Raw genomic sequence first — 23291 nt, forward strand, 5'->3', positions numbered from 1 at the left:
AACATAATAAGGAGACAGACTATGTCAAAATTTAATCGTATTCACTTGGTGGTACTGGATTCTGTGGGAATCGGTGCTGCGCCAGATGCCAATAACTTTGTCAATGCAGGGGTTCCAGACGGTGCTTCTGATACACTAGGACATATTTCCAAAACAGTTGGTTTGAATGTGCCAAACATGGCTAAAATCGGTCTAGGAAATATTCCTCGTGAAACTCCTCTAAAGACTGTACCAGCTGAAAGCAATCCAACAGGTTATGCAACAAAATTGGAAGAAGTTTCCCTTGGTAAGGATACCATGACTGGTCACTGGGAAATCATGGGACTCAACATTACCGAGCCTTTCGATACTTTCTGGAACGGATTCCCAGAAGAAATCTTGACAAAGATCGAAGAATTTTCAGGACGCAAGGTCATTCGTGAAGCCAACAAACCTTACTCAGGTACGGCTGTTATCGATGATTTCGGACCACGCCAGATGGAAACTGGGGAGTTGATTATCTATACTTCAGCTGACCCTGTTTTGCAAATTGCTGCCCACGAAGACATCATTCCTTTGGATGAACTGTACCGTATCTGTGAATACGCTCGTTCGATTACCCTTGAGCGTCCTGCCCTTTTAGGTCGTATCATTGCCCGTCCATATGTTGGTGAGCCAGGTAACTTCACTCGTACAGCAAACCGTCGTGACTTGGCTGTATCTCCATTTGCACCGACTGTTTTAGATAAATTGAACGAAGCAGGTATCGATACGTACGCTGTTGGTAAAATCAACGATATCTTTAACGGTGCGGGTATCAACCATGACATGGGCCACAACAAGTCAAACAGCCATGGAATTGATACATTATTGAAGACCATGGGACTTGCTGAGTTTGAAAAAGGATTCTCTTTCACAAACTTAGTTGACTTTGATGCCCTTTATGGACACCGCCGCAATGCTCATGGTTACCGTGATTGCTTGCATGAGTTTGATGAGCGCTTGCCTGAAATTATCGCAGCCATGAGAGAGGATGACCTTCTCTTGATTACTGCTGACCATGGAAATGATCCAACCTATGCTGGAACTGACCATACTCGTGAATATATTCCACTTTTAGCTTACAGCCCTAGCTTTAAGGGAAATGGTCTCATTCCAGTTGGACATTTTGCAGATATCTCAGCGACAGTTGCGGATAACTTTGGTGTGGAAACTGCCATGATTGGGGAAAGTTTCTTAGATAAATTGGTATAAGATGAAACGCTATGCTTTACTGGTAAGGGGCATTAATGTCGGTGGCAAGAATAAGGTTGTTATGACGCAACTTCGTCAAGAATTGACAGAGTTGGGAGTGGAAAAAGTTGATACCTACATCAACAGTGGCAATATTTTCTTTACTTCGACAGATCCCAAAACCCAATTGGTTGAAAAGTTAGAGGATTTCTTTGCAGTCCATTATCCATTTATTCAGAGCTTTTCCTTGCTGAGTCAAGAGGATTTTGAAACGGAACTTGAAAATCTACCTGAATGGTGGACCAAAGATTTGGCACGAAAGGACGTCCTCTTTTACACGGAGGGCTTGGATGTTGCTCAGGTCATTGAGAAAGTTGAAAGTTTGGAACTGAAAGATGAAGTGGTTCATTTTGGAAGACTTGGGATTTTCTGGGGGAAATTCTCTGAAGAATCCTACTATGCAACTGCCTATCACAAGCACTTGCTCAAGATGCCTTTTTATCGCAACATCACCATTCGCAACGCAAAAACCTTTGACAAAATCGGTCAAATGCTAAAAAATAATAAAGGAGACACATAATGACATTTTTAGATAAGATCCAAGAAACAGCTGCTTTCCTGAAAGACAAGGGAATACTAGCGCCTGAGTTCGGTCTAATCCTTGGATCAGGACTTGGAGAATTGGCAGAAGAAATCGAAAATTCAGTTGTAGTAGATTATGCAGATATACCAAACTGGGGCCGTTCGACAGTAGTTGGTCACGCTGGTAAATTGGTATATGGTGACCTTGCAGGTCGAAAAGTCTTGGCTCTTCAAGGTCGTTTCCATTTCTACGAGGGAAATCCTCTTGAAGTCGTGACTTTCCCAGTACGTGTGATGAAAGTTCTCGGATGTGAAGGTGTCATTGTTACCAATGCAGCTGGAGGTATTGGATTTGGCCCTGGTACCTTGATGGCTATCTCAGACCATATCAATATGACGGGGCAAAACCCATTGATGGGTGAAAACTTGGATGATTTTGGTCCACGTTTCCCAGATATGTCTAAAGCCTACACTCCAGAATACCGTGCTACTGCGCATGAAGTGGCTAAGAAACTTGGTATCAAGCTTGATGAAGGTGTCTATATTGGTGTAACAGGTCCGACTTATGAAACACCTGCAGAGATTCGTGCCTATAAGACATTGGGAGCAGATGCAGTTGGTATGTCCACTGTTCCTGAAGTTATTGTGGCCGCTCACTCAGGCTTGAAAGTTCTAGGAATTTCATGTATTACGAACCATGCTGCTGGTTTCCAAGAAGAACTCAACCACGAGGAAGTTGTAGAAGTGACTGAACGTGTCAAAGGTGATTTCAAAGGCTTGCTTAAAGCGATTCTTGCTGAATTGTAATGCCATGAGAGTTCACTTTATTTTACATGAGACATTTGAGGTTCCAGGCGCATATCTAAAATGGGCTATAGAACGAGGTCATCAAATTACATCAACAAAGGTTTATGAAAAAGAACCTCTTCCTGAAACAATTGACGGGATTGATTTTCTGATTGTCATGGGTGGTCCTCAATCACCTGATGAGGATAGAGAAAACTTCCCATACTATGATCCAAAGGCTGAGCTTGCTTTTATGAAAGAAGCGATTGCTACAGATATTTATATTGTTGGTGTCTGTCTTGGTGCGCAACTCCTATCTGTTGCCTACGGTGCGAAGTATGAACATAGTCCAGAGCGCGAAATCGGCGTTTATCCTGTGACATTGACGATGCAAGGTCTAACAGATCCTCATGTCAGCTTGTTCGGAGAAACCATAGAAACCGGCCACTGGCACGGTGATATGCCAGGGCTGACAGATGAAGCTGTCGTCTTGGCGACCAGTCAAGGTTGTCCACGCCAAATTATTCGCTTCAGTCCGAAACATTATGCCTTTCAGGCTCATTTGGAATTTGATCCAGACGCAGTAGAATTATTGATCGCTGCGGATGGTGAGGAGAAATTAAGAGAGCAAAGTGAAAAGTTGCCTTTTGTTCAAACACCAGAAGAATTACGTGGAAACGATTATTCTGAAATGAATGCAAAACTGTATGCATTTTTAGATTCATTGATAAACTAGGAACTACAGAAAGGCAGAGTATCTGAGTTATAGTCAAACTCGGGCTAATTGTTCTGTGAAATATTTAATTTTAAAATCAAGAAAGAAAGGATGGGTAAACCGTATTTGTTGAACTGAATACGGGCGGAGAACTGTGTAAAAAAGATAAACTGTCTAGCATCTGTGATGCGTCGTCAGTTTCCTATTTTTACTTTGTTCTCTGTCGCTATCCTAAATATAAAAAAAGAAAGGTAGAGTGGAGTGTTCTAATTTGAACACGAGCGGAAACTTTTCTAAAAACATTGAAAGGTAGGGTAGTTTGGTTTTGAATTGAACCCGGTCTAGTCTTCTCAATATCATCAAAATTAAGAAAGAAAGGAATTGAACCCACCCTAAAAGCAGTGGGAAAAAGATAGTTGGTCTAGCGAGCATCGCTCACTGCGCCCAACTCCTATTTTCCCTTCGCTTTTTGACGGGTTTGGTATCTTATATTATGTCTATCCATATTGCTGCTCAGCAAGGTGAAATTGCTGATAAAATTCTTCTTCCGGGGGATCCTCTTCGTGCGAAATTTATTGCGGAGACCTTCCTTGAAGATGCTGTTTGTTTTAACGAAGTGCGGAACATGTTTGGCTATACTGGTACTTACAAGGGCCACCGTGTATCTGTCATGGGAACTGGGATGGGGATGCCTTCCATTTCGATCTACGCGCGTGAGTTGATTGTGGACTACGGTGTAAAGAAATTGATCCGTGTGGGAACTGCGGGTTCGTTAAACGAGGATGTTCATGTCCGTGAATTGGTTTTGGCGCAAGCAGCTGCAACCAACTCAAACATCATCCGCAATGACTGGCCACAGTATGATTTCCCACAAATCGCTAGCTTTGATTTGCTAGACAAGGCCTACCATATCTCCAAAGAACTTGGTATGACAACCCACGTTGGGAACGTCTTGTCATCAGATGTCTTTTACTCAAACTACTTTGAAAAGAACATCGAGCTTGGTAAATGGGGAGTCAAGGCTGTGGAAATGGAAGCAGCAGCTCTTTACTATCTTGCTGCCCAACACCACGTTGATGCCCTTGCTATCATGACCATTTCTGATAGCTTGGTCAATCCAGATGAAGACACCACTGCAGAAGAACGCCAAAATACCTTCACCGATATGATGAAGGTTGGTTTGGAAACCTTGATTGCAGACTAAACATCGTATTACTTCGAGATAAGGATTTTTCTAAGATTGATTCAAATGCTTTAATCTCAAATACATAAGTAACGATAAAGGAAGAGTTGAAAATCAGATTGCTTGGAGCGATTGGTTTTCAACTTTTTTAGAATGTAAAATACAAGGAGAATAGGATGGATAAAATAGAACAATTACAAGACTTGATTGATAAAAGCTACAGAATAGTCTTTTTCGGAGGAGCAGGAGTGTCAACCGAGTCTAATATCCCAGATTTTCGTAGTTCGGATGGTGTTTATAGTCATCAGTTAGGCCGTCGTTTGACGGCAGAAGAGCTTGTTTCTCGGACTATGTTTGAGCGTTATCCAGAAGATTTTTTTGACTTTTATAAGAAATACCTGATTTATCCTGAAGCCAAGCCTAATGCTGCTCACACTTATCTGGCTGCTTTGGAAAAGACAGGTAAGCTAAAGGCTGTTGTGACACAAAATATCGATAGTCTTCATGAAATGGCAGGCTCCCAAAAGGTTATCAAATTGCATGGGAGTGCGGACCGCAATTACTGCCTAGGTTGTCATCGTTTCTATGACTTAACTGCCTTTCTAGCCCTCGAGGGACCGATTCCTCACTGCTTAGACTGTGGCAAGGTGGTCAAGCCTGACGTGACCTTATATGAAGAATCACTTGACATGGATGTCTTTAGCCAGGCTGCACAAGCTATTCGGCAAGCTGACTTGCTGATAATCGGTGGGACTTCTTTGGTTGTTTATCCTGCAGCTAGCCTAGTAAACTATTTTTCGGGGACAAATCTGGTCGTTATCAATAAAACTAGTATTCCACAAGACAGCCAAGCTACATTGGTCATTGAAGGCAAGATTGGGGAAGTCTTTTCGAAATTGAGACAATAAAAGAATTTTAGAAGATAGTAACAAAACATTGTTACTTGAAAGAGGAAGATATCTCAGTTTTTGATTAGCTATTTCACTCATTGATACTTGTTAAAAACTAGCTGAGAAAATCAAAATACCTTCACCGATATGATGAAGGTTGGTTTGGAAACCTTAATTGCAGAGTAAAATGTAAAAGAAAATCCTGATTTCAATTGAAATCAGGATTTTTTCATAGATGCGATTTTTTCTGGGTCTGGTGTAACGCGGAGGGTCTTTTGTCCTGTGTAGGTTACAAAGCCAGGTTTGCCACCAGTTGGTTTATTGAGTTTCTTGACTTCAATCATATCCACTTGCACGAGATTTGACAAGCGACCTTTGGAGAAGTAGGCAGCTAATTCAGCCGCATCTGTCTTGACTTCGTCAGAAGGATTGAGATTTTCTGAGATGACGACGTGGCTGCCAGGAATGTCCTTGGCATGGAACCAGAGTTCTTCCTTGCGGGCCATTTTAAAGGTCAATTCCTCGTTTTGCAGATTGTTTCGTCCAACATAGATGATGGTCTTGCCATCACTAGCCAGATACTGTTCTGGTTTTTTGCGTTTCTGAATTTTCTCCCGCTGTCTTCTTCGGATGAAGCCTGTTTGGATCAATTCTTCACGGATTTCAGCGATTTCTTCCAGTCCAGCTTGGTTGAGAACGGTCTCCACGCTTTCAAGATAAAGAATGGTTGCCTTGGTTTCTGCGATCAACTCAGTCAGGTATTTAACGGCTTCTTTGAGCTTCTGATAGCGTTTAAAGTAGCGCTGGGCATTCTGGCTGGGAGTCAGGGCCTTATCAAGCATGATGGTAACAGGCTGATTCGTGTAATAGTTATCCAAGACAACCTGATCTTGGTCATTGGGAACTTGGTGAAGGAAGGTTGTCAGCAACTCTCCTTTTTGACGAAATTCCTCAGCGTTGTCTGTCGCTAGTAACTCTTTTTCTTGTTTTTTAAGCTTATGTCGATTTTTCTGAAGTTCATTTTCAACACGACGAATGAGCTCACTGGCTTGCTGTTTGACGCGGTCGCGCTCAGCTTTATCCTTATAATAGGTATCTAAGAGATCCGAAAGACTGGTAAAAGACTCTCCCACCTGATTCGCAAAAGGAACTGGACTGAAGGAAGTCTCTGTTAAGCATGGCTTGGTTTTTTGATTGAAAAAGTTACGGAAAGTAGACAGTTTATCACTGACAAGAATGTTTTCCAATTCATTTGCTGTATCGCGTCCTAAACCTTGAAAGAGGCTTTGAAGATTTTTTGCTGTTAGTTCTTGGGTTTGTAGGATTTCAAAGAGCTTTTCATCCTTGATAGTAAAAGGATTGAGAGACTCGGTACTTGGCGGAGCGATATAGGTCGATCCTGGAAGTAAGGTGCGGTAGCTATTTTGTGAAAAGCCGACGTGTTTGATGACTTCGAGGATTTTATGGCTACTTTTATCCACGAGGAGAATATTGCTGTGTTTACCCATGATTTCGATAATGAGAGTCGCCTGAATATGGTCTCCAATCTCGTTTTTATTGGAAACCGTGATTTCCACAATACGGTCATTTTCGATTTGCTCAATTGACTCAATCAGGGCACCCTGCAAATACTTTCTCAAAACCATGATAAAAGTGGAAGGTTGGGCTGGATTTTCAAAGGTCGTTTGGGTCAGCTGGATGCGACCAAAAACGGGATGAGCAGAGAGGAGCAGACGATGGCTTTGGCGATTGCTGCGGATTTGCAAGACCAATTCTTGTTCAAAAGGCTGATTGATTTTCTGAATGCGACCATTGACCAACTCGCTTCGTAATTCCTCAACCATGTGGTGTAAAAAAAATCCGTCAAATGACATCGTTCTCTCCTTGTGATTGTATTCCATAGTATTATATCAAAAAGGTAGAATAAAATCATGGAAATGTGGTATAATAAAGCCAAGTAAAGAGAATCGAGAAGTACATGTATATTGAAATGGTAGATGAAACTGGCCAAGTTTCACAAGAAATCTTGCAACAAACCCAAGAAATTTTGGAATTTGCAGCCCAAAAAATAGGAAAAGAAGACAAGGAGATGGCAGTTACTTTTGTGACCAACGAGCGTAGCCACGAACTCAACCTCGAGTACCGTGATACGGATCGTCCGACAGATGTCATCAGCCTTGAGTATAAACCAGAGTTGGACATTGCCTTTGATGAAGAAGATTTGCTTGAAAATCCTGAATTAGCAGAGATGATGTCTGAGTTTGATGCCTATATTGGGGAACTGTTCATCTCTATCGATAAGGCTCATGAGCAGGCTGAGGAATACGGTCACAGCTTTGAGCGTGAAATGGGCTTCTTGGCAGTACACGGCTTTTTACACATTAACGGCTACGATCACTACACTCCGGAAGAAGAAGCGGAGATGTTCGGTTTACAAGAAGAAATTTTGACAGCCTATGGACTCACAAGACAATAAACGAAAATGGAAAAATCGTGACCTGATATCCAGTTTAGAATTTGCTCTTACAGGAATTTTGACTGCTTTCAAGGAAGAACGTAATATGCGAAAACATGTAGTGACGGCTCTAGTAGTTATCCTTGCAGGTTTTGTTTTTCAGGTGTCACGAATCGAATGGCTCTTTCTCCTGATGAGCATTTTCTTGGTAGTAGCCTTTGAGATTATTAATTCTGCTATCGAAAATGTGGTGGATCTAGCCAGTCACTATCACTTTTCTATGTTAGCGAAGAAAGCCAAGGACATGGCAGCAGGAGCCGTGCTAGTTGTCTCTCTTTTTGCTGCGGTGACAGGTGCACTTATCTTTATCCCACGTATTTGGGATATACTATTTTAAACACTAAGAGGAAATTATGACATTTAAATCAGGCTTTGTAGCTATTTTGGGACGTCCCAATGTTGGGAAGTCAACATTTTTAAATCACGTCATGGGGGAAAAGATTGCCATTATGAGTGACAAAGCGCAAACAACGCGCAATAAAATCATGGGGATTTACACCACGGATAAGGAGCAAATCGTCTTTATCGACACGCCGGGGATTCACAAGCCAAAAACAGCTCTTGGAGATTTCATGGTGGAATCAGCCTACAGCACCCTTCGTGAAGTGGATACTGTTCTATTCATGGTACCAGCTGATGAGCCACGTGGTAAGGGCGACGATATGATTATCGAGCGTCTGAAAGCCGCCAAGGTTCCTGTGATTCTGGTGGTGAATAAGATTGACAAGGTCCATCCAGACCAGCTTTTGGCTCAGATTGATGACTTCCGTAACCAGATGGACTTCAAGGAAATCGTTCCTATTTCAGCTCTTCAGGGAAATAACGTTTCTCGACTAATCGATATTTTGAGTGACAATCTAGAGGAAGGTTTCCAGTATTTCCCAGCTGATCAAATCACAGATCATCCTGAGCGTTTCTTGGTTTCAGAAATGATTCGTGAGAAAGTCTTGCACCTAACTCGAGAAGAGATTCCTCACTCAGTTGCAGTGGTAGTTGACTCCATGAAGCGTGATGAAGAGACAGACAAGGTTCACATCCGAGCAACCATCATGGTGGAGCGCGATAGCCAAAAAGGAATTATCATCGGAAAAGGTGGCGCTATGCTCAAGAAAATAGGGACCATGGCCCGTCGTGATATCGAACTCATGCTAGGGGACAAGGTTTTCCTAGAAACTTGGGTCAAGGTCAAGAAAAACTGGCGTGATAAAAAGCTAGATTTGGCTGACTTTGGCTATAATGAAAAAGAATACTAAGTAGAGGTGGGCTCATGCCTGCTTCTTGTTTTTACAGAAGGAGGATTTATGCCTGAATTACCTGAGGTTGAAACGGTTCGTCGTGGCTTAGAAAAATTGATCTTGGGAAAGAAGATTTCTAATATAGAGATTGCTTATCCCAAGATGATTAAGACGGATTTGGAAGAGTTTCAAAAGGAATTGCCTGGTCAGATTATCGAGTCAATGGGACGTCGTGGAAAATATCTGCTTTTTTTCCTAACAGACAAGGTCTTGATTTCCCATCTGCGGATGGAGGGCAAGTATTTCTACTATCCGGATCAGGTTCCTGAACGCAAGCATGCCCATGTTTTCATCCAGTTTGAGGATGGTGGTACGCTTGTTTACGAGGATGTACGCAAGTTTGGTACGATGGAACTCTTGGCGCCTGACCTTTTGGATGCCTACTTTATTTCTAAGAAACTAGGCCCTGAGCCCAAAGATCAGGACTTTGATTTGCAGGTCTTTCAAGCTGCCCTAGCCAAGTCTAAAAAGCCTATCAAATCTCACCTTTTAGACCAAACCTTGGTAGCTGGCCTTGGTAATATCTATGTGGATGAGGTTCTTTGGCGAGCTCAGATTCATCCAGCTAGACTTTCCCAGACTTTGACGGCAGAAGAAGCGTCAGCTATTCATGACCAGACCATTGCTGTTTTGGGACAGGCAGTCGAAAAGGGCGGTTCCACCATTCGGACCTATACCAATGCCTTTGGGGAAGACGGAACCATGCAGGACTTCCATCAGGTCTATGATAAGACTGGACAAGCATGTTCGCGCTGTGGGACAGTGATTGAGAAATTCCAGCTCGGTGGACGGGGAACTCATTTTTGTCCTCAGTGTCAAAGGAGGGGCTGATGGGAAAAATCATCGGAATCACAGGAGGAATTGCTTCTGGTAAGTCAACTGTGACAAATTTCCTAAGAGAGAAAGGTTTTCAAGTGGTGGATGCTGACGCAGTCGTCCACCAACTACAGAAACCTGGTGGTCGTCTTTATCAGCTCTTAGTTCAGCACTTTGGACAAAAAATAATCCTTGAAAATGAAGAACTCAATCGCCCTCTCCTAGCTAGTCTCATCTTCTCAAATCCTGAGGAGCGGGAATGGTCTAAACAAACCCAAGGAGAGATTATTCGTGAGGAATTGGCTGCACTGAGAGACCAGTTAGCTCAGACAGAAACGGTTTTTTTCATGGATATTCCCCTGCTTTTTGAACAGGACTACAGTGCTTGGTTTGATGAAACGTGGCTGGTCTATGTGGACCGTGATGTTCAGGTGGAACGTTTCATGAAACGGGATCATCTTTCTAAGGAAGTAGCAGAGTCCCGTTTGGCCGCCCAATGGTCTTTAGAAGAAAAGAAAAAATTGGCGAGCCATATATTAGACAATAATGGCAGTCGTGATCAGCTTGTGGCTCAAGTAGTGAAGTTACTTGAAGGAGGCGATAGCTGTGCAAGAGATTAGTTGGAAAGAGAATCTTCGTGTCGCCTGGTTCGGTAGTTTTCTAACGGGCGCCAGCATTTCCTTGGTCGTTCCTTTCATGCCTATCTTTGTGGAGCAGTTGGGAATTGAAGGAGACCAAGTTGCTTTTTATGCTGGATTAGCCATCTCAGTTTCGGCTGTTTCAGCAGCTCTAGTTTCTCCCATCTGGGGTATTCTTGCTGACAAGTACGGTCGAAAACCCATGATGATTCGAGCAGGTCTTGCTATGACCATTACCATGGGAGGTTTGGCCTTCGTGCCAAATATCTATTGGCTACTCTTTCTGCGCTTGCTCAATGGTGTATTTACTGGTTTTGTCCCCAATGCAACAGCCTTGATCGCTAGTCAGGTACCGAAAGATAAGTCGGGAGCGGCTCTGGGAACTCTATCTACAGGTGTTGTTGCAGGAACACTGACGGGTCCCTTTGTTGGAGGCTTTATTGCTGAAGTTTTTGGCATTCGTAATGTCTTTTTATTGGTAGGTTCTTTCTTATTTTTAGCTGCAATTCTAACCATTTTCTTTATCAAGGAAGATTTTCAGCCAGTGGCTAAGGAGAAGGCTATCCCAACGAAAGAAGTATTTTCTGCTTTCAAGTATCCTAGGCTCTTAGTAAACCTATTTTTGACGAGCTTCGTCATTCAATTTTCAGCTCAATCAATTGGCCCCATTCTAGCTCTCTATGTGCGGGACTTAGGGCAGACTGAGAATCTCCTCTTTGTATCAGGATTAATCGTATCCAGTATGGGCTTTTCCAGCATGATGAGTGCTGGAATTCTAGGAAAACTTGGCGATAAGGTAGGGAATCATAGATTGTTAGTTGCGGCGCAGATTTATTCCGTCATCATTTACCTTCTTTGTGCCCATGCAACCAGCCCCCTTCAACTTGGCTTGTATCGTTTTCTCTTTGGTCTGGGAACAGGAGCTCTCATACCAGGTGTCAATGCTCTTCTTAGCAAAATGACTCCAAAATCAGGTATTTCACGGATTTTCGCCTTCAACCAAGTCTTTTTTTACCTTGGTGGAGTGATCGGACCTATGGCGGGATCCGCAGTTGCAGGATATTTGGGCTACCATGCTGTCTTTTATGCGACAGCAGCCTGTGTAGCTTTCAGTTGTTTATGCAACTTAGTACAATTTAGATCATTATTAAAAGTAAAGGAAATCTAGTGCGAGTAAAAATCAATCTCAAGTGCTCCTCTTGTGGCAGCATGAATTATCTAACCAGTAAGAACTCCAAAACCCATCCAGACAAGATTGAGGTGTTAAAATATTGTCCAAAGGAAAGAAAAGTAACTTTACATCTTGAATCTAAGTAGAATTTATGGTAAAATAATAGGGATTTTAAGGAGTTTGATATGTATAACCTATTATTAACCATTTTATTAGTATTATCTGTTGTGATTGTGATTGCGATTTTCATGCAACCAACTAAGAACCAATCCAGCAATGTATTTGATGCCAGCTCAGGTGATTTGTTTGAACGTAGTAAAGCGCGTGGTTTTGAAGCTGTGATGCAACGTTTGACAGGTATTTTAGTCTTTTTCTGGCTAGCCATTGCCTTAGCATTGACGGTATTATCAAGTAGATAAGAAATGGGCGAGACTAGGTCTTAGCCTATTTTTATTTTGAATGATGTTTACTAAAGTTATCACTCAAAAAATTATAAAAATCTAGAAAGAAAACATGAAAGATAAAATTAAAGAATATTTGCAAGAGAAGGGGCGAGTGACGGTAAATGACCTGGCTCAGGCTCTCGGAAAGGATGGGTCCAAGGATTTCCGTGAGTTGATTAAAACCCTGTCTCTGATGGAAAGAAAGCACCAGATCCGTTTTGAAGATGATGGTAGTTTATGTCTGGACCAAAAGAAGAAACATGAAATTACCCTCAAAGGGATTTTTCATGCCCATAAAAACGGCTTTGGCTTTGTCAGTCTAGAAGGCGAAGAGGACGACCTTTTTGTAGGAAAAAACGATGTCAACTACGCTATTGATGGCGATACCGTTGAAGTGGTCATCAAGAAAGTCGCTGACCGTAACAAGGGAACTGCTGCAGAAGCAAAAATCATTGATATATTAGAGCATAGTCTGACAAGCGTTGTCGGTCAAATTGTTTTAGATCAGGAAAAGCCCAAGTATGCGGGCTACATCCGTTCAAAGAATCAGAAAATCAGCCAACCGATTTATGTGAAGAAACCGGCTATCAAGTTGGAAGGTACAGAGGTTCTCAAGGTTTTTATCGACAAATACCCAAGTAAGAAACATGATTTCTTTGTCGCTAGTGTGCTCGACGTGGTGGGACACTCTACTGATGCGGGGATTGATGTCCTTGAAGTCTTGGAGTCCATGGATATTGTCTCAGAATTTCCAGAAACTGTTCTCAAGGAAGCAGAAAGTGTGCCAGATGCTCCGTCTCAAAAGGATATGGAAGGGCGTCTGGACCTGAGAGATGAAATCACCTTTACCATTGACGGTGCGGATGCCAAGGACTTGGACGATGCGGTCCACATCAAGCCTTTAAAGAATGGCAATATCGAACTCGGAGTTCACATCGCAGATGTTTCCTACTACGTGACTGAGGGGTCTGCCCTGGACAAGGAAGCCCTTAACCGCGCGACTTCTGTTTATGTGACAGACCGTGTAGTTCCAATGCTTCCAGAACGACTGTCAAATGGTATCTGCTCTCTCAATCCTCAAGTAGATCGCTTGACCCAGTCTGCCATTATGGAAATTGATAAACATGGTCGTGTGGTTCATTACACCATTACCCAAACAGTTATCAAGACTAGTTTTCGTATGACCTATAGCGCTGTTAATGATATCCTAGCAGGCGACGAGGAAAAGAGACAAGAGTTTAAGAAAATTGTTCCAAGTATCGAGTTAATGGCCAAGCTTCATGAAAGGCTAGAAAGCATGCGTGAGAAACGTGGTGCCCTTAATTTTGATACCAGCGAAGCAAAGATTCTAGTGGATAAAAAAGGTAAGCCTGTGGATATCGTTCTTCGCCAACGTGGCATTGCGGAGCGTATGATCGAGTCCTTTATGCTGATAGCCAACGAAACAGTTGCCGAGCACTTTAGCAAGCTGAACCTCCCCTTTATCTATCGGATTCACGAGGAGCCTAAGGCTGAAAAAGTTCAGAAGTTTATTGACTATGCTTCAAGCTTTGGCTTGCGCATTTATGGGACTGCCAGTGAGATTAGCCAGGAGGCGCTCCAAGACATCATGCGTGCGGTTGAGGGAGAACCCTATGCGGATGTATTGTCCATGATGCTTCTCCGTTCTATGCAACAGGCTCGCTATTCTGAGCACAATCACGGTCACTATGGACTAGCCGCTAACTATTACACTCACTTCACCAGTCCTATTCGCCGTTATCCAGATCTCCTTGTCCACCGTATGATTCGGGATTACGGCCGTTCTAAGGAAATAGCAGAGCATTTTGAGCAAGTGATTCCAGAGATTGCAACCCAGTCTTCCAACCGTGAGCGTCGTGCCATCGAGGCGGAGCGTGAAGTCGAAGCCATGAAAAAGGCTGAGTACATGGAAGAATACGTGGGCGAAGAGTATGATGCGGTTGTATCCAGCATCGTCAAATTCGGTCTCTTTGTTGAATTGCCAAATACAGTCGAAGGATTGATTCACATTACCAATTTGCCTGAATTTTATCATTTCAACGAGCGTGACTTGACACTCCGTGGGGAGAAATCAGGCACAACCTTCCGTGTAGGACAGCAGATTCGCATTCGGGTTGAAAGAGCGGATAAGATGACAGGTGAGATTGACTTCTCTTATATCCCAAGTGAGTTTGATGTCATCGAAAAAGGCTTGAAACAAGCTGGGCGCAAAGACAGAGGTCGTGGTTCAAATCGCCGTTCAGACAAGAAGGAAGACAAGAGAAAATCAGGGCGCTCAAATGATAAGCACAAGCATTCACAAAAAGATAAAAAGAAAAAAGGCAAGAAACCTTTTTACAAAGAAGTAGCTAAGAAAGGAGCCAAGCATGGCAAAGGGCGAGGGAAAGGTCGTCGCACAAAATAAAAAAGCGCACCACGACTATACAATCGTAGATACGCTAGAGGCAGGGATGGTCCTGACTGGAACTGAAATTAAGAGCGTTCGAGCAGCTCGAATCAATCTCAAGGACGGCTTTGCCCAAGTAAAAAATGGGGAAGTCTGGCTGAGCAATGTTCATATCGCCCCTTACGAAGAGGGCAATATCTGGAACCAGGAACCTGAACGTCGTCGTAAACTCCTGCTCCATAAGAAGCAAATTCAAAAATTGGAACAAGAGACCAAAGGGACAGGAATGACCCTTGTTCCCCTTAAAGTCTATATTAAAGATGGCTACGCCAAACTCCTTTTAGGACTTGCTAAAGGGAAACATGACTATGACAAACGGGAGTCGATCAAGCGACGTGAACAAAACCGCGACATCGCGCGTGTGATGAAAGCTGTCAACCAGCGTTAAGAAGAGGAAGTAAAATGGAAAAACTAATTGCCTATAAACGGATGCCCTTGTGGAATAAACAGACCATGCCTGAAGCAGTTCAGCAAAAGCACAATACCAAGGTCGGCACTTGGGGAAAAATTACTGTCTTGAAAGGGGTACTCAAGTTTATTGAATTAACCGAAGATGGTGAGGTTCTAGCTGAGCACCTCTTTGAGGCAGGAGCAGACAACCCTATGGCACAACCGCAAGCCTGGCACCGAGTGGAAGCTGCCACTGATGATGTAGAATGGTACTTGGAATTTTATTGTAAACCTGAGGATTATTTCCCTAAGAAATACAATACCAATCCAGTCCATTCAGAGGTCCTAGAGGCTATGCAGACAGTGAAACCAGGAAGAGCCTTGGATTTGGGTTGTGGTCAGGGGCGTAACTCTCTCTTTCTCGCACAGAATGGTTTTGATGTGACAGCTGTGGATCAGAATGAATTGTCCCTTGAAATCTTGCAAAGCATTGTGGAACAAGAGGATCTAGACATGCCTGTAGGACTATACGATATCAATTCGGCCAGCATTAGCCAAGACTATGATTTCATCGTATCGACAGTTGTTCTGATGTTCCTACAAGCGGACCGCATTCCAGCTATTATCCAAAATATGCAGGAGCACACCACGGTCGGTGGCTATAACCTTATCGTCTGTGCTATGGATACAGAGGATTATCCTTGCTCAGTCAATTTCCCATTCACCTTTAAAGAAGGGGAGTTGGCGGACTACTACAAGGATTGGGAATTGGTCAAGTACAATGAAAACCCAGGACATCTGCACCGTCGTGATGAAAATGGCAATCGCATTCAACTACGCTTTGCGACTATGCTAGCCAAGAAAATCAAGTAAATCAAATCTTTACAAGCGAATAGAAACCACTTTACAAGGTTTCTATTCATTTTTATTTGCGACGGTAGAGTGGGGCGAGCAGGATTTTATGCTATACTAGAAGTAGGAAATCTGAGTAGTAGAACTGTGTTGCTGATACTCTTAGCACAAAAAAGTGTTTATGATGGAGGTGGTCGAATGACGAGTCTTTTGGTGGAATTGTATGATCGGCATGTATTGGAAAAGAATGTCTACCAAGCCTTTATCAGTGATTGTGACGAGATTCTCTTTCTATCTTTGACGAAAATAAGCAATGAAGAGAAGCTCTCTCTCCGTCAGTTTATCATGGAAGAGGTACCTCATATTCAACGAGTGTCCTTTCGTCAGTTATCCTTAGAACAACTAGCAGACCAGTTAGATTATTGTCTAGCAGGCTATGACCAAGTCCTTCTCGATGTTTTTGGTGGGGATTCGCTACTAGCCTTATCCCTCTATCAATATGGCTTGGATCGGGACCTCTCCATTGTTGCCATGGATGTCGAGCGGGGAAAACAATACAAGTGGGTAGCCGGTCAGCTGGAAAAAGAAGATTTGGACATTCCAACCCTAAGCATCCAACAGTTGATAGCCTTGCGTGGTGGAAAAATGCTCAAATCCAAACGCCCTATCCACTCAGCTCAGCAAATTGCAGCCATCAAAAAGCTAGCCAGCTCGGCCATTGCCAATCCTGCCCACTGGTATCAAGTGACCCAATTTTTCTCTCTAGCTAAGACCAATGACCTGCATTCTGAGACCGAAAAAATACTGGAAAACAATGGCAGGTATTATCACTATCCAAAATCCCTTATTCCTTTACTTGTGGAAGCAGGGATGCTTTGTATTGAAAGCGAAGACAAGAAACGAGTAGCCTACAGCTTTCCAAGTCAAGAAGCTCAAGTCTTTTGTCGCAACAAGGGGCATATTTTAGAGGTATATCTCTATCTCTTGGCGCTTGAATCTCAGCTGTTTGATGAGTGCATGATAGGTGGTGAGATTGATTGGAATGGCATCTTTCCAGAGGCAGATAATGTTCAAAATGAGATTGATGTCATTCTGAGAAAGGGACGCTCGATTACCTTCATCTCCTGCAAAATGACAGATTTATCAGTCGAAGCCATCAATGAACTAGAAGTCTACGCCAATCATTTTGCTGGGGAGAGTTGCCTCAAGTTAATTGTCTGTACGGGGAAAATCAATCCTGTTTATGCCAATCGCTGCCAGGAATACGGCGTGCTGGTCATTAGAAGTGAGCAGATTCCCAATCTCATTCCCATGCTGAAAAAATACTCTAAGAGGTTTAAAAGGTAGAAAAGTAATATGAAAGGCTGGAATTCCAGTCTTTTTTAGTTCTTTTTCGAATAAATGAGAAAAGGAGGTAGACCATGTTTGTAGCCAGAGATGCCAAGGGAAAATTGGTAAATGCCCTCGAAAAAGACGTGACAAGACAAGATTATACTTGTCCAGCCTGTGGGGGCGGACTACGATTACGCCAAGGACAGAGCATTCGAACGCATTTCGCTCATGAATCTTTAAGAGATTGTATGGCTATTTTTGAGAATGAAAGTCCAGAACACTTGGGCAACAAAGAGGCCCTCTATCACTGGGCCAAGAAGGACAATCAGGTTGCCGTAGAATATAGTCTGCCCGAGATTCAGCAGATAGCAGATGTTCTCGTCAATGAGAAACTAGCTCTGGAGGTTCAGTGTAGCCCCTTGTCTCAAAAGCTTTTAGGCGATAGAAGCCAAGGATACCGTAGCCAGGGCTATCAGGTTATCTGGCTACTGGGAGAAAAACTCTGGTTAAAAGAGCGATTAACACAACTGCAAAGAGGATTCCTCTATTTTAGTCAAAATATGGGATTCTATGTTTGGGAACTAGATCTCAAAAATCAAGTTCTGAGACTCAAATATCTTCTGCATCAGGACCTACGTGGCAAGCTTCATTTTCAGGTCAAGGAATTTCCCTTTGGTCAAGGAAATCTCTTGGAAATTTTACGATTCCCTTATCAGAAACAAAAACTGTCTTGTTTTGCAGTTGTGCAAGATACCACTATCTGTCACTACATTCGCCAACAGTTGTACTACCAAACCCCTTACTGGATGAAAAAACAGGAGGAAGCTTATCATCAAGGAGACAATTTATTAAACCGTCAACTGGACGACTGGTATCCCCAAGTCAGACCAATAGAATCGGGTGATTTTTTGCAGATTGAAACGGATTTGACTAGCTATTATAGAAATTTTCAGGCTTACTATCAAAAAAATCCGAAAAATAATCGCCAAAAGCTCTATCCACCAGCCTTTTATCACTTATATTTCTCAAAAAATGTGGTAAAATAGAAAGGATGGAGGAATCTTATGGTATTACAACGACATGAAATAAATGAAAAAGATACATGGGATCTTTCAACAATCTACCCAACAGACCAAGCTTGGGAAGAATCCTTGAAAGATTTAACTGAAAAAGTACAAACAGCATCTCAGTATGAGGGGCATCTCTTGGATAGCGCAGACAGTTTGCTTGAGATTACAGAATTTTCACTTGACTTGGAACGCCAAGTTGAAAAGCTTTATGTCTATGCACATATGAAAAATGACCAGGACACGCGTGAAGCCAAGTATCAAGAGTACTATGCCAAGGCAATGACCCTATACAGTCAGTTAGAACAAGCCTTTTCATTCTATGAACCTGAGTTTATGGAGATTAGCGAAGAGCAGTATGCGGCCTTCCTAGAAGCTCAACCAAAACTCCAAGTTTACAAGCACTTTTTTGACAAGCTCTTGCAAAAGAAAGACCATGTTCTTTCGCAACGTGAGGAAGAATTGCTTGCTGGAGCAGGAGAAATCTTTGGCTCTGCTAGTGAAACTTTCGCTATTTTGGACAATGCGGATATTAGCTTCCCATATGTCCTTGATGACGAAGGCAAGGAAGTGCAACTCTCACACGGTACTTACATCCGTTTGATGGAGTCTAAAAACCGTGAAGTGCGTCGTGGTGCCTATGAAGCCCTTTATGCGACATATGAGCAATTCCAACACACTTACGCTAAGACTTTGCAGACAAATGTTAAGGTGCAAAACTACCGAGCAAAAGTTCGCAACTATAAGAGTGCTCGCCATGCAGCTCTCGCAGCAAACTTTGTTCCAGAAAGTGTCTATGACAATCTAGTAGCAGCAGTTCGCAAGCACTTGCCACTCTTGCATCGATACCTTAACCTTCGTTCTAAAATCTTGGGGATTTCCGACCTCAAGATGTACGATGTCTACACACCACTCTCGTCAGTAGATTATAGCTTTACCTACGAGGAAGCCTTGAAAAAGGCAGAAGAAGCTTTGGCAGTCTTGGGTGACGACTACTTGAGCCGTGTCAAACGTGCCTTTAGCGAGCGTTGGATTGATGTCTATGAAAACCAAGGCAAGCGTTCTGGTGCCTACTCTGGTGGTTCTTACGATACCAATGCCTTTATGCTTCTCAACTGGCAGGACAATCTAGACAATCTTTTTACCCTTGTCCATGAAACAGGTCACAGTATGCACTCAAGCTATACTCGTGAAACCCAACCTTATGTTTACGGAGATTATTCTATCTTCTTGGCTGAGATTGCCTCAACGACTAACGAAAATATCTTGACAGAGAAATTGTTGGGAGAAGTGGAAGACGATGCAACGCGCTTTGCTATTCTCAATAACTTCCTAGATGGTTTCCGTGGAACAGTCTTCCGTCAAACTCAATTCGCTGAGTTTGAACATGCCATCCACCAAGCAGACCAAAATGGAGAAGTCTTGACAAGTGATTTCCTCAATAAGCTCTACGCTGACTTGAATCAAGAGTACTACGGACTCAGCAAGGAAGACAATCCTCAGATCCAATACGAGTGGGCACGCATTCCACATTTCTACTATAACTACTATGTTTATCAGTATTCAACTGGTTTTGCAGCCGCTTCAGCCTTGGCTGAAAAGATTGTTCATGGTAGTCAAGAAGACCGTGACCGCTATATCGACTACCTCAAGGCAGGTAAGTCAGACTATCCGCTCAATGTTATGAGAAAAGCGGGTGTTGATATGGAAAAAGAAGACTATCTTAACGATGCCTTTGCAGTCTTTGAACGTCGCTTGAACGAGTTTGAAGCCCTTGTTGAAAAATTGGGACTAGCTTAAGATGGTAGAGTCTTATAGTAAAAATGCCAATCACAATATGCGCCGGCCTGTCGTCAAGGAAGAAATCGTAGAACTCATGCGCCAGCGTCAAAAACAGGTGACAGGTTCTTTGAAAGAATTGGAGACCTTCGCTCGCAAGGAAAACATTCCCATTATTCCCCATGAAACGGTCGCGTATTTTCGATTTCTCATGGAGACCATACAGCCCAAGAACATTTTGGAGATTGGGACGGCAATTGGTTTTTCAGCCCTCTTGATGGCGGAACATGCGCCAGATGCCAAGATTACAACCATTGACCGTAATCTTGAGATGATCGGCTTTGCCAAGGAAAACTTTGCCCAGTTTGACAGTCGTAAGCAAATCACCTTACTTGAAGGTGATGCTGTTGATGTTTTATCTACTTTGACAGAAACATATGATTTTGTCTTTATGGATTCGGCCAAGTCCAAGTACATCGTCTTTCTACCAGAAATCCTCAAGCACTTGGAAGTTGGTGGAGTAGTGGTCTTGGATGATATTTTCCAAGGAGGAGATGTTGCCAAGGACATCATGGAAGTCCGCCGTGGTCAACGAACCATTTACCGTGGTTTGCAAAGACTTTTCGACGCAACTTTGGACAATCCAGGTTTAACAGCAACTCTAGTTCCACTTGGAGATGGTATTCTCATGCTACGAAAGAATCTAGCAGAAGTAGAGCTTCCTGAGAGCGAATGATTTTCAGAAAAATTTAAGAAATTATAGTAAAATAGATAAGGTAACACTTACCGTAAAAGGAGTAAAAATGAAGAAAAAACTTATGGCAGGAGCCATCACACTTTTATCAGTAGCAACACTTGCAGCTTGTTCAAACAGTTCTGAAGGAAAAGATTTGATCAGCATGAAGGGCGATGTGATTACAGAGCATCAATTCTTTGAAGAAGTAAAGAACAATCCAACTGCACAACAAGTCTTGCTCAATATGACCATCCAAAAAGTATTTGAACAACAATATGGATCAGAGGTAACGGATAAAGATGTGGATGATGCCGTTGCTGAAGAACAAAAGAAATACGGCGATAGCTACAACAGCGTGCTTCAACGTGCAGGTATGACACCTGAGACTCGTAAAGCTCAAATCCGCACTAGCAAATTGGTTGAATTGGCAGTTAAGAAGGCTGCTGAGAGTGAGTTGACAGACGAAGCTTACCAAAAAGCTTTTGAGTCTTACACACCAGATGTAACAGCTCAAATCATCCGTTTGGATAATGAAGACAAGGCAAAAGAAGTACTTGAGAAAGCTAAAGCAGAAGGTGCAGATTTTGCTCAGTTGGCAAAAGACAACTCTAACGACGACAAAACAAAAGAAAATGGTGGAGAAATCACTTTTGACTCTGCTTCTACAGAACTTCCAGAACAAGTCAAGAAAGCAGCCTTTGCCTTGGATGTGAACGGGGTTTCTGATGTGATTACAGCTACTGGAACACAAGCCTACAGCAGTCAGTTCTACATCATCAAAGTAACGAAGAAAACAGAAAAATCTTCTAATATAGAGGATTACAAAGAAAAATTGAAGACCATCATCTTGACTCAGAAACAAAATGATTCAGCCTTTGTTCAAGGAGTAATTGGTAAAGAATTGCAAGCAGCAAACATCAAGGTTAAAGACCAAGCCTTCCAAAACATCTTCACCCAATACATCGGTGGTGGTGACTCAAGTTCAAGCAGCAGCTCTTCATCTAACTAAGAAAGCAAAAAACAAATCTCAAAAGAGATTTGTTTTTTTTATACCTGATCCTAGAAAATGAGTAAAATTCGAAGGATTAAAGGATAAGAGTTTTTTTCTTTCTGAAAAAGTGGTATAATAGCAATCAAAACTAGAAAATAAAACGGAATTGGGAACAGAAGCGTCTGTTCCTATTAGAGTGGTGAAATATGAAAATTAGTAAAAGGCACCTACTAAACTATTCCATTTTGATTCCTTATTTCCTTTTATCGATTTTGGGACTGATTGTGGTGTACTCGACAACGAGTGCAACCTTGATCGAAGAAGGGAAAAGCGCCTTTCAATTGGTGCGTAACCAGGGGATCTTCTGGATAGCTAGTTTGATTTTGATTGCCTTAATCTATAAATTAAAATTAGGTTTCCTAAGAAATGGGCGTCTCATCTTTATCGTAATGATTGTGGAGATGGTTCTTTTAGCTCTGGCGCGACTGGTCGGGACACCTGTCAATGGAGCATACGGATGGATTTCTGTAGGACCTGTAACGATTCAGCCTGCAGAGTACCTTAAGATTATCATCATCTGGTACCTGGCACATCGATTTTCAAAACAACAAGATGAGATTGCGGTTTATGACTTCCAGGTTTTGACACAGAATCAGTGGCTACCTCGAGCTTTTAACGACTGGCGTTTTGTTCTGCTAGTTCTGATTGGTAGCTTGGGAATTTTCCCAGACTTGGGAAATGCGACCATCTTGGTCTTGGTGGCGCTCATCATGTATACGGTTAGTGGGATCGCCTATCGTTGGTTCTCGACCATTTTGGCTCTCTTGGCAGGGAGCTCAATGTTAGTCTTGTCTGTCATTCGCTTTGTTGGGGTTGAAAAGTTCTCTCAAATTCCTGTATTTGGTTACGTTGCTAAACGTTTTAGTGCCTTCTTTAATCCCTTTAATGACTTGGCAGGTGCAGGACACCAGCTCGCAAATTCCTACTATGCAATGGTAAATGGTGGCTGGTTTGGACTGGGACTGGGGAATTCTATCGAGAAGCGTGGTTATCTGCCAGAAGCCCATACGGATTTTGTCTTTTCGATTGTCATCGAGGAGTTTGGATTCGTAGGAGCTAGTATGATTTTGGCTTTACTCTTCTTCTTGATTTTGCGAATCATCTTGGTTGGTATTCGAGCAAAGGATCCCTTTAACTCCATGGTTGCTATTGGTGTCGGAGGGATGATCCTTGTTCAGGTCTTTGTCAATATCGGTGGGATTTCAGGGTTGATTCCTTCTACAGGGGTAACCTTCCCCTTCCTTTCACAAGGTGGGAACAGTCTACTGGTATTATCCGTAGCCATCGCGCTTGTACTGAACATTGATGCCAGTGAAAAACGTGCCAAGCTTATCAGAGAATACGAGAATCAAACCGATGAAAGTCTGTAAG

Annotated in this window: 24 protein-coding genes; 23 read left to right on the forward strand and 1 reads right to left on the reverse strand. The window is 42.6% G+C overall.

All coding sequences use genetic code 11. The features are described from left to right. The first annotated feature begins 21 nt into the window (after positions 1 to 21). The 6 genes from ACORHV_RS03645 (at position 22) to ACORHV_RS03670 (ending at position 5386) form a co-directional block, all read left to right on the forward strand. Positions 22 to 1233 carry a phosphopentomutase gene (locus ACORHV_RS03645; RefSeq protein ID WP_247940791.1) on the forward strand — a complete coding sequence of 404 codons (1212 nt, stop codon included), beginning with the start codon at positions 22 to 24 and terminating at the stop codon, positions 1231 to 1233. 1 nt (position 1234) lies between these two features. Continuing rightward, entirely contained in the window at positions 1235 to 1792 is a 558-nt protein-coding gene (locus ACORHV_RS03650) for a DUF1697 domain-containing protein (protein WP_434398841.1), read from the forward strand. After that, the gene (locus ACORHV_RS03655) at positions 1792 to 2601 is read left to right on the forward strand and encodes a purine-nucleoside phosphorylase (protein ID WP_434398843.1); all 810 of its coding nucleotides are present in this window, start codon (positions 1792 to 1794) and stop codon (positions 2599 to 2601) included. The genes ACORHV_RS03650 and ACORHV_RS03655 overlap by 1 nt, the downstream gene beginning before the upstream one ends. 4 nt (positions 2602 to 2605) lie before the next feature. Further along, positions 2606 to 3316, forward strand: coding sequence for a type 1 glutamine amidotransferase (locus ACORHV_RS03660; RefSeq protein ID WP_247940794.1), 711 nt, complete (start codon positions 2606 to 2608; stop codon positions 3314 to 3316). Between the two features lie 472 nt (positions 3317 to 3788). After that, positions 3789 to 4499, forward strand: coding sequence for a purine-nucleoside phosphorylase (gene deoD, locus ACORHV_RS03665; RefSeq protein WP_268710315.1), 711 nt, complete (start codon positions 3789 to 3791; stop codon positions 4497 to 4499). 155 nt (positions 4500 to 4654) lie between these two features. Next, a complete protein-coding gene (locus ACORHV_RS03670) occupies positions 4655 to 5386 on the forward strand; it encodes an NAD-dependent protein deacylase (RefSeq protein ID WP_434398846.1) in 732 nt (243 codons plus the stop codon). A 200-nt stretch (positions 5387 to 5586) separates the two neighbouring features. Here ACORHV_RS03670 and pavA read toward each other — a convergent pair whose 3' ends face one another. Beyond that, positions 5587 to 7242, reverse strand: coding sequence for an Rqc2 family fibronectin-binding protein PavA (gene pavA / locus ACORHV_RS03675; RefSeq protein ID WP_434398848.1), 1656 nt, complete (start codon positions 7240 to 7242; stop codon positions 5587 to 5589). Between the two features lie 104 nt (positions 7243 to 7346). On the opposite strand from pavA, the gene ybeY reads away from it, so the two are divergent. The 17 genes from ybeY to ftsW all read left to right on the forward strand — a co-directional run bounded on the left by ybeY (position 7347) and on the right by ftsW (position 23290). Beyond that, positions 7347 to 7844, forward strand: coding sequence for an rRNA maturation RNase YbeY (gene ybeY, locus ACORHV_RS03680; protein ID WP_000275169.1), 498 nt, complete (start codon positions 7347 to 7349; stop codon positions 7842 to 7844). Next, a complete protein-coding gene (locus ACORHV_RS03685; RefSeq protein WP_125825839.1) occupies positions 7825 to 8220 on the forward strand; it encodes a diacylglycerol kinase family protein in 396 nt (131 codons plus the stop codon). Before ybeY ends, ACORHV_RS03685 begins: the two co-directional genes overlap by 20 nt. A 16-nt stretch (positions 8221 to 8236) precedes the next feature. Beyond that, the gene (gene era, locus ACORHV_RS03690; protein WP_434398850.1) at positions 8237 to 9136 is read left to right on the forward strand and encodes a GTPase Era; all 900 of its coding nucleotides are present in this window, start codon (positions 8237 to 8239) and stop codon (positions 9134 to 9136) included. 48 nt (positions 9137 to 9184) lie between these two features. Then, positions 9185 to 10009, forward strand: coding sequence for a DNA-formamidopyrimidine glycosylase (gene mutM / locus ACORHV_RS03695; protein ID WP_049500853.1), 825 nt, complete (start codon positions 9185 to 9187; stop codon positions 10007 to 10009). Beyond that, positions 10009 to 10614 carry a dephospho-CoA kinase gene (coaE, locus tag ACORHV_RS03700; protein WP_125825841.1) on the forward strand — a complete coding sequence of 202 codons (606 nt, stop codon included), beginning with the start codon at positions 10009 to 10011 and terminating at the stop codon, positions 10612 to 10614. The genes mutM and coaE overlap by 1 nt, the downstream gene beginning before the upstream one ends. Beyond that, complete coding sequence (locus tag ACORHV_RS03705) at positions 10601 to 11800, forward strand: multidrug efflux MFS transporter (RefSeq protein WP_125825842.1); 1200 nt, start codon at positions 10601 to 10603, stop codon at positions 11798 to 11800. The genes coaE and ACORHV_RS03705 overlap by 14 nt, the downstream gene beginning before the upstream one ends. Beyond that, complete coding sequence (gene rpmG / locus ACORHV_RS03710) at positions 11800 to 11949, forward strand: 50S ribosomal protein L33 (RefSeq protein WP_007519517.1); 150 nt, start codon at positions 11800 to 11802, stop codon at positions 11947 to 11949. The genes ACORHV_RS03705 and rpmG overlap by 1 nt, the downstream gene beginning before the upstream one ends. 39 nt (positions 11950 to 11988) lie before the next feature. Beyond that, complete coding sequence (gene secG, locus ACORHV_RS03715; RefSeq protein WP_000282517.1) at positions 11989 to 12222, forward strand: preprotein translocase subunit SecG; 234 nt, start codon at positions 11989 to 11991, stop codon at positions 12220 to 12222. A 94-nt stretch (positions 12223 to 12316) separates the two neighbouring features. After that, on the forward strand, positions 12317 to 14671 hold the full coding sequence (gene rnr / locus ACORHV_RS03720; protein ID WP_125825843.1) for a ribonuclease R: 2355 nt from the start codon (positions 12317 to 12319) through the stop codon (positions 14669 to 14671). After that, on the forward strand, positions 14634 to 15101 hold the full coding sequence (gene smpB / locus ACORHV_RS03725; protein WP_001051742.1) for an SsrA-binding protein SmpB: 468 nt from the start codon (positions 14634 to 14636) through the stop codon (positions 15099 to 15101). Before rnr ends, smpB begins: the two co-directional genes overlap by 38 nt. A 14-nt stretch (positions 15102 to 15115) precedes the next feature. Then, on the forward strand, positions 15116 to 15976 hold the full coding sequence (tehB, locus tag ACORHV_RS03730) for an SAM-dependent methyltransferase TehB (protein ID WP_033605677.1): 861 nt from the start codon (positions 15116 to 15118) through the stop codon (positions 15974 to 15976). A gap of 177 nt (positions 15977 to 16153) precedes the next feature. After that, a complete protein-coding gene (locus tag ACORHV_RS03735) occupies positions 16154 to 17302 on the forward strand; it encodes a hypothetical protein (RefSeq protein WP_434398854.1) in 1149 nt (382 codons plus the stop codon). Between the two features lie 74 nt (positions 17303 to 17376). Further along, positions 17377 to 18333 carry a competence protein CoiA gene (locus tag ACORHV_RS03740; RefSeq protein WP_049477507.1) on the forward strand — a complete coding sequence of 319 codons (957 nt, stop codon included), beginning with the start codon at positions 17377 to 17379 and terminating at the stop codon, positions 18331 to 18333. Between the two features lie 18 nt (positions 18334 to 18351). After that, a complete protein-coding gene (pepF, locus tag ACORHV_RS03745; RefSeq protein WP_049477506.1) occupies positions 18352 to 20154 on the forward strand; it encodes an oligoendopeptidase F in 1803 nt (600 codons plus the stop codon). A 1-nt stretch (position 20155) separates the two neighbouring features. Continuing rightward, entirely contained in the window at positions 20156 to 20869 is a 714-nt protein-coding gene (locus tag ACORHV_RS03750; RefSeq protein ID WP_000230408.1) for an O-methyltransferase, read from the forward strand. 67 nt (positions 20870 to 20936) lie between these two features. Continuing rightward, positions 20937 to 21878, forward strand: a complete 942-nt coding sequence (gene prsA / locus ACORHV_RS03755; protein ID WP_000728080.1) for a peptidylprolyl isomerase PrsA — start codon at positions 20937 to 20939, stop codon at positions 21876 to 21878. Between the two features lie 188 nt (positions 21879 to 22066). Then, a complete protein-coding gene (gene ftsW, locus ACORHV_RS03760) occupies positions 22067 to 23290 on the forward strand; it encodes a cell division peptidoglycan polymerase FtsW (RefSeq protein ID WP_000703343.1) in 1224 nt (407 codons plus the stop codon). Position 23291: the final 1 nt, after the last annotated feature.

Origin of the sequence: Streptococcus sp. KHUD_016 (genome assembly GCF_051106465.1) — a bacterium.
Lineage (GTDB): Bacteria > Bacillota > Bacilli > Lactobacillales > Streptococcaceae > Streptococcus.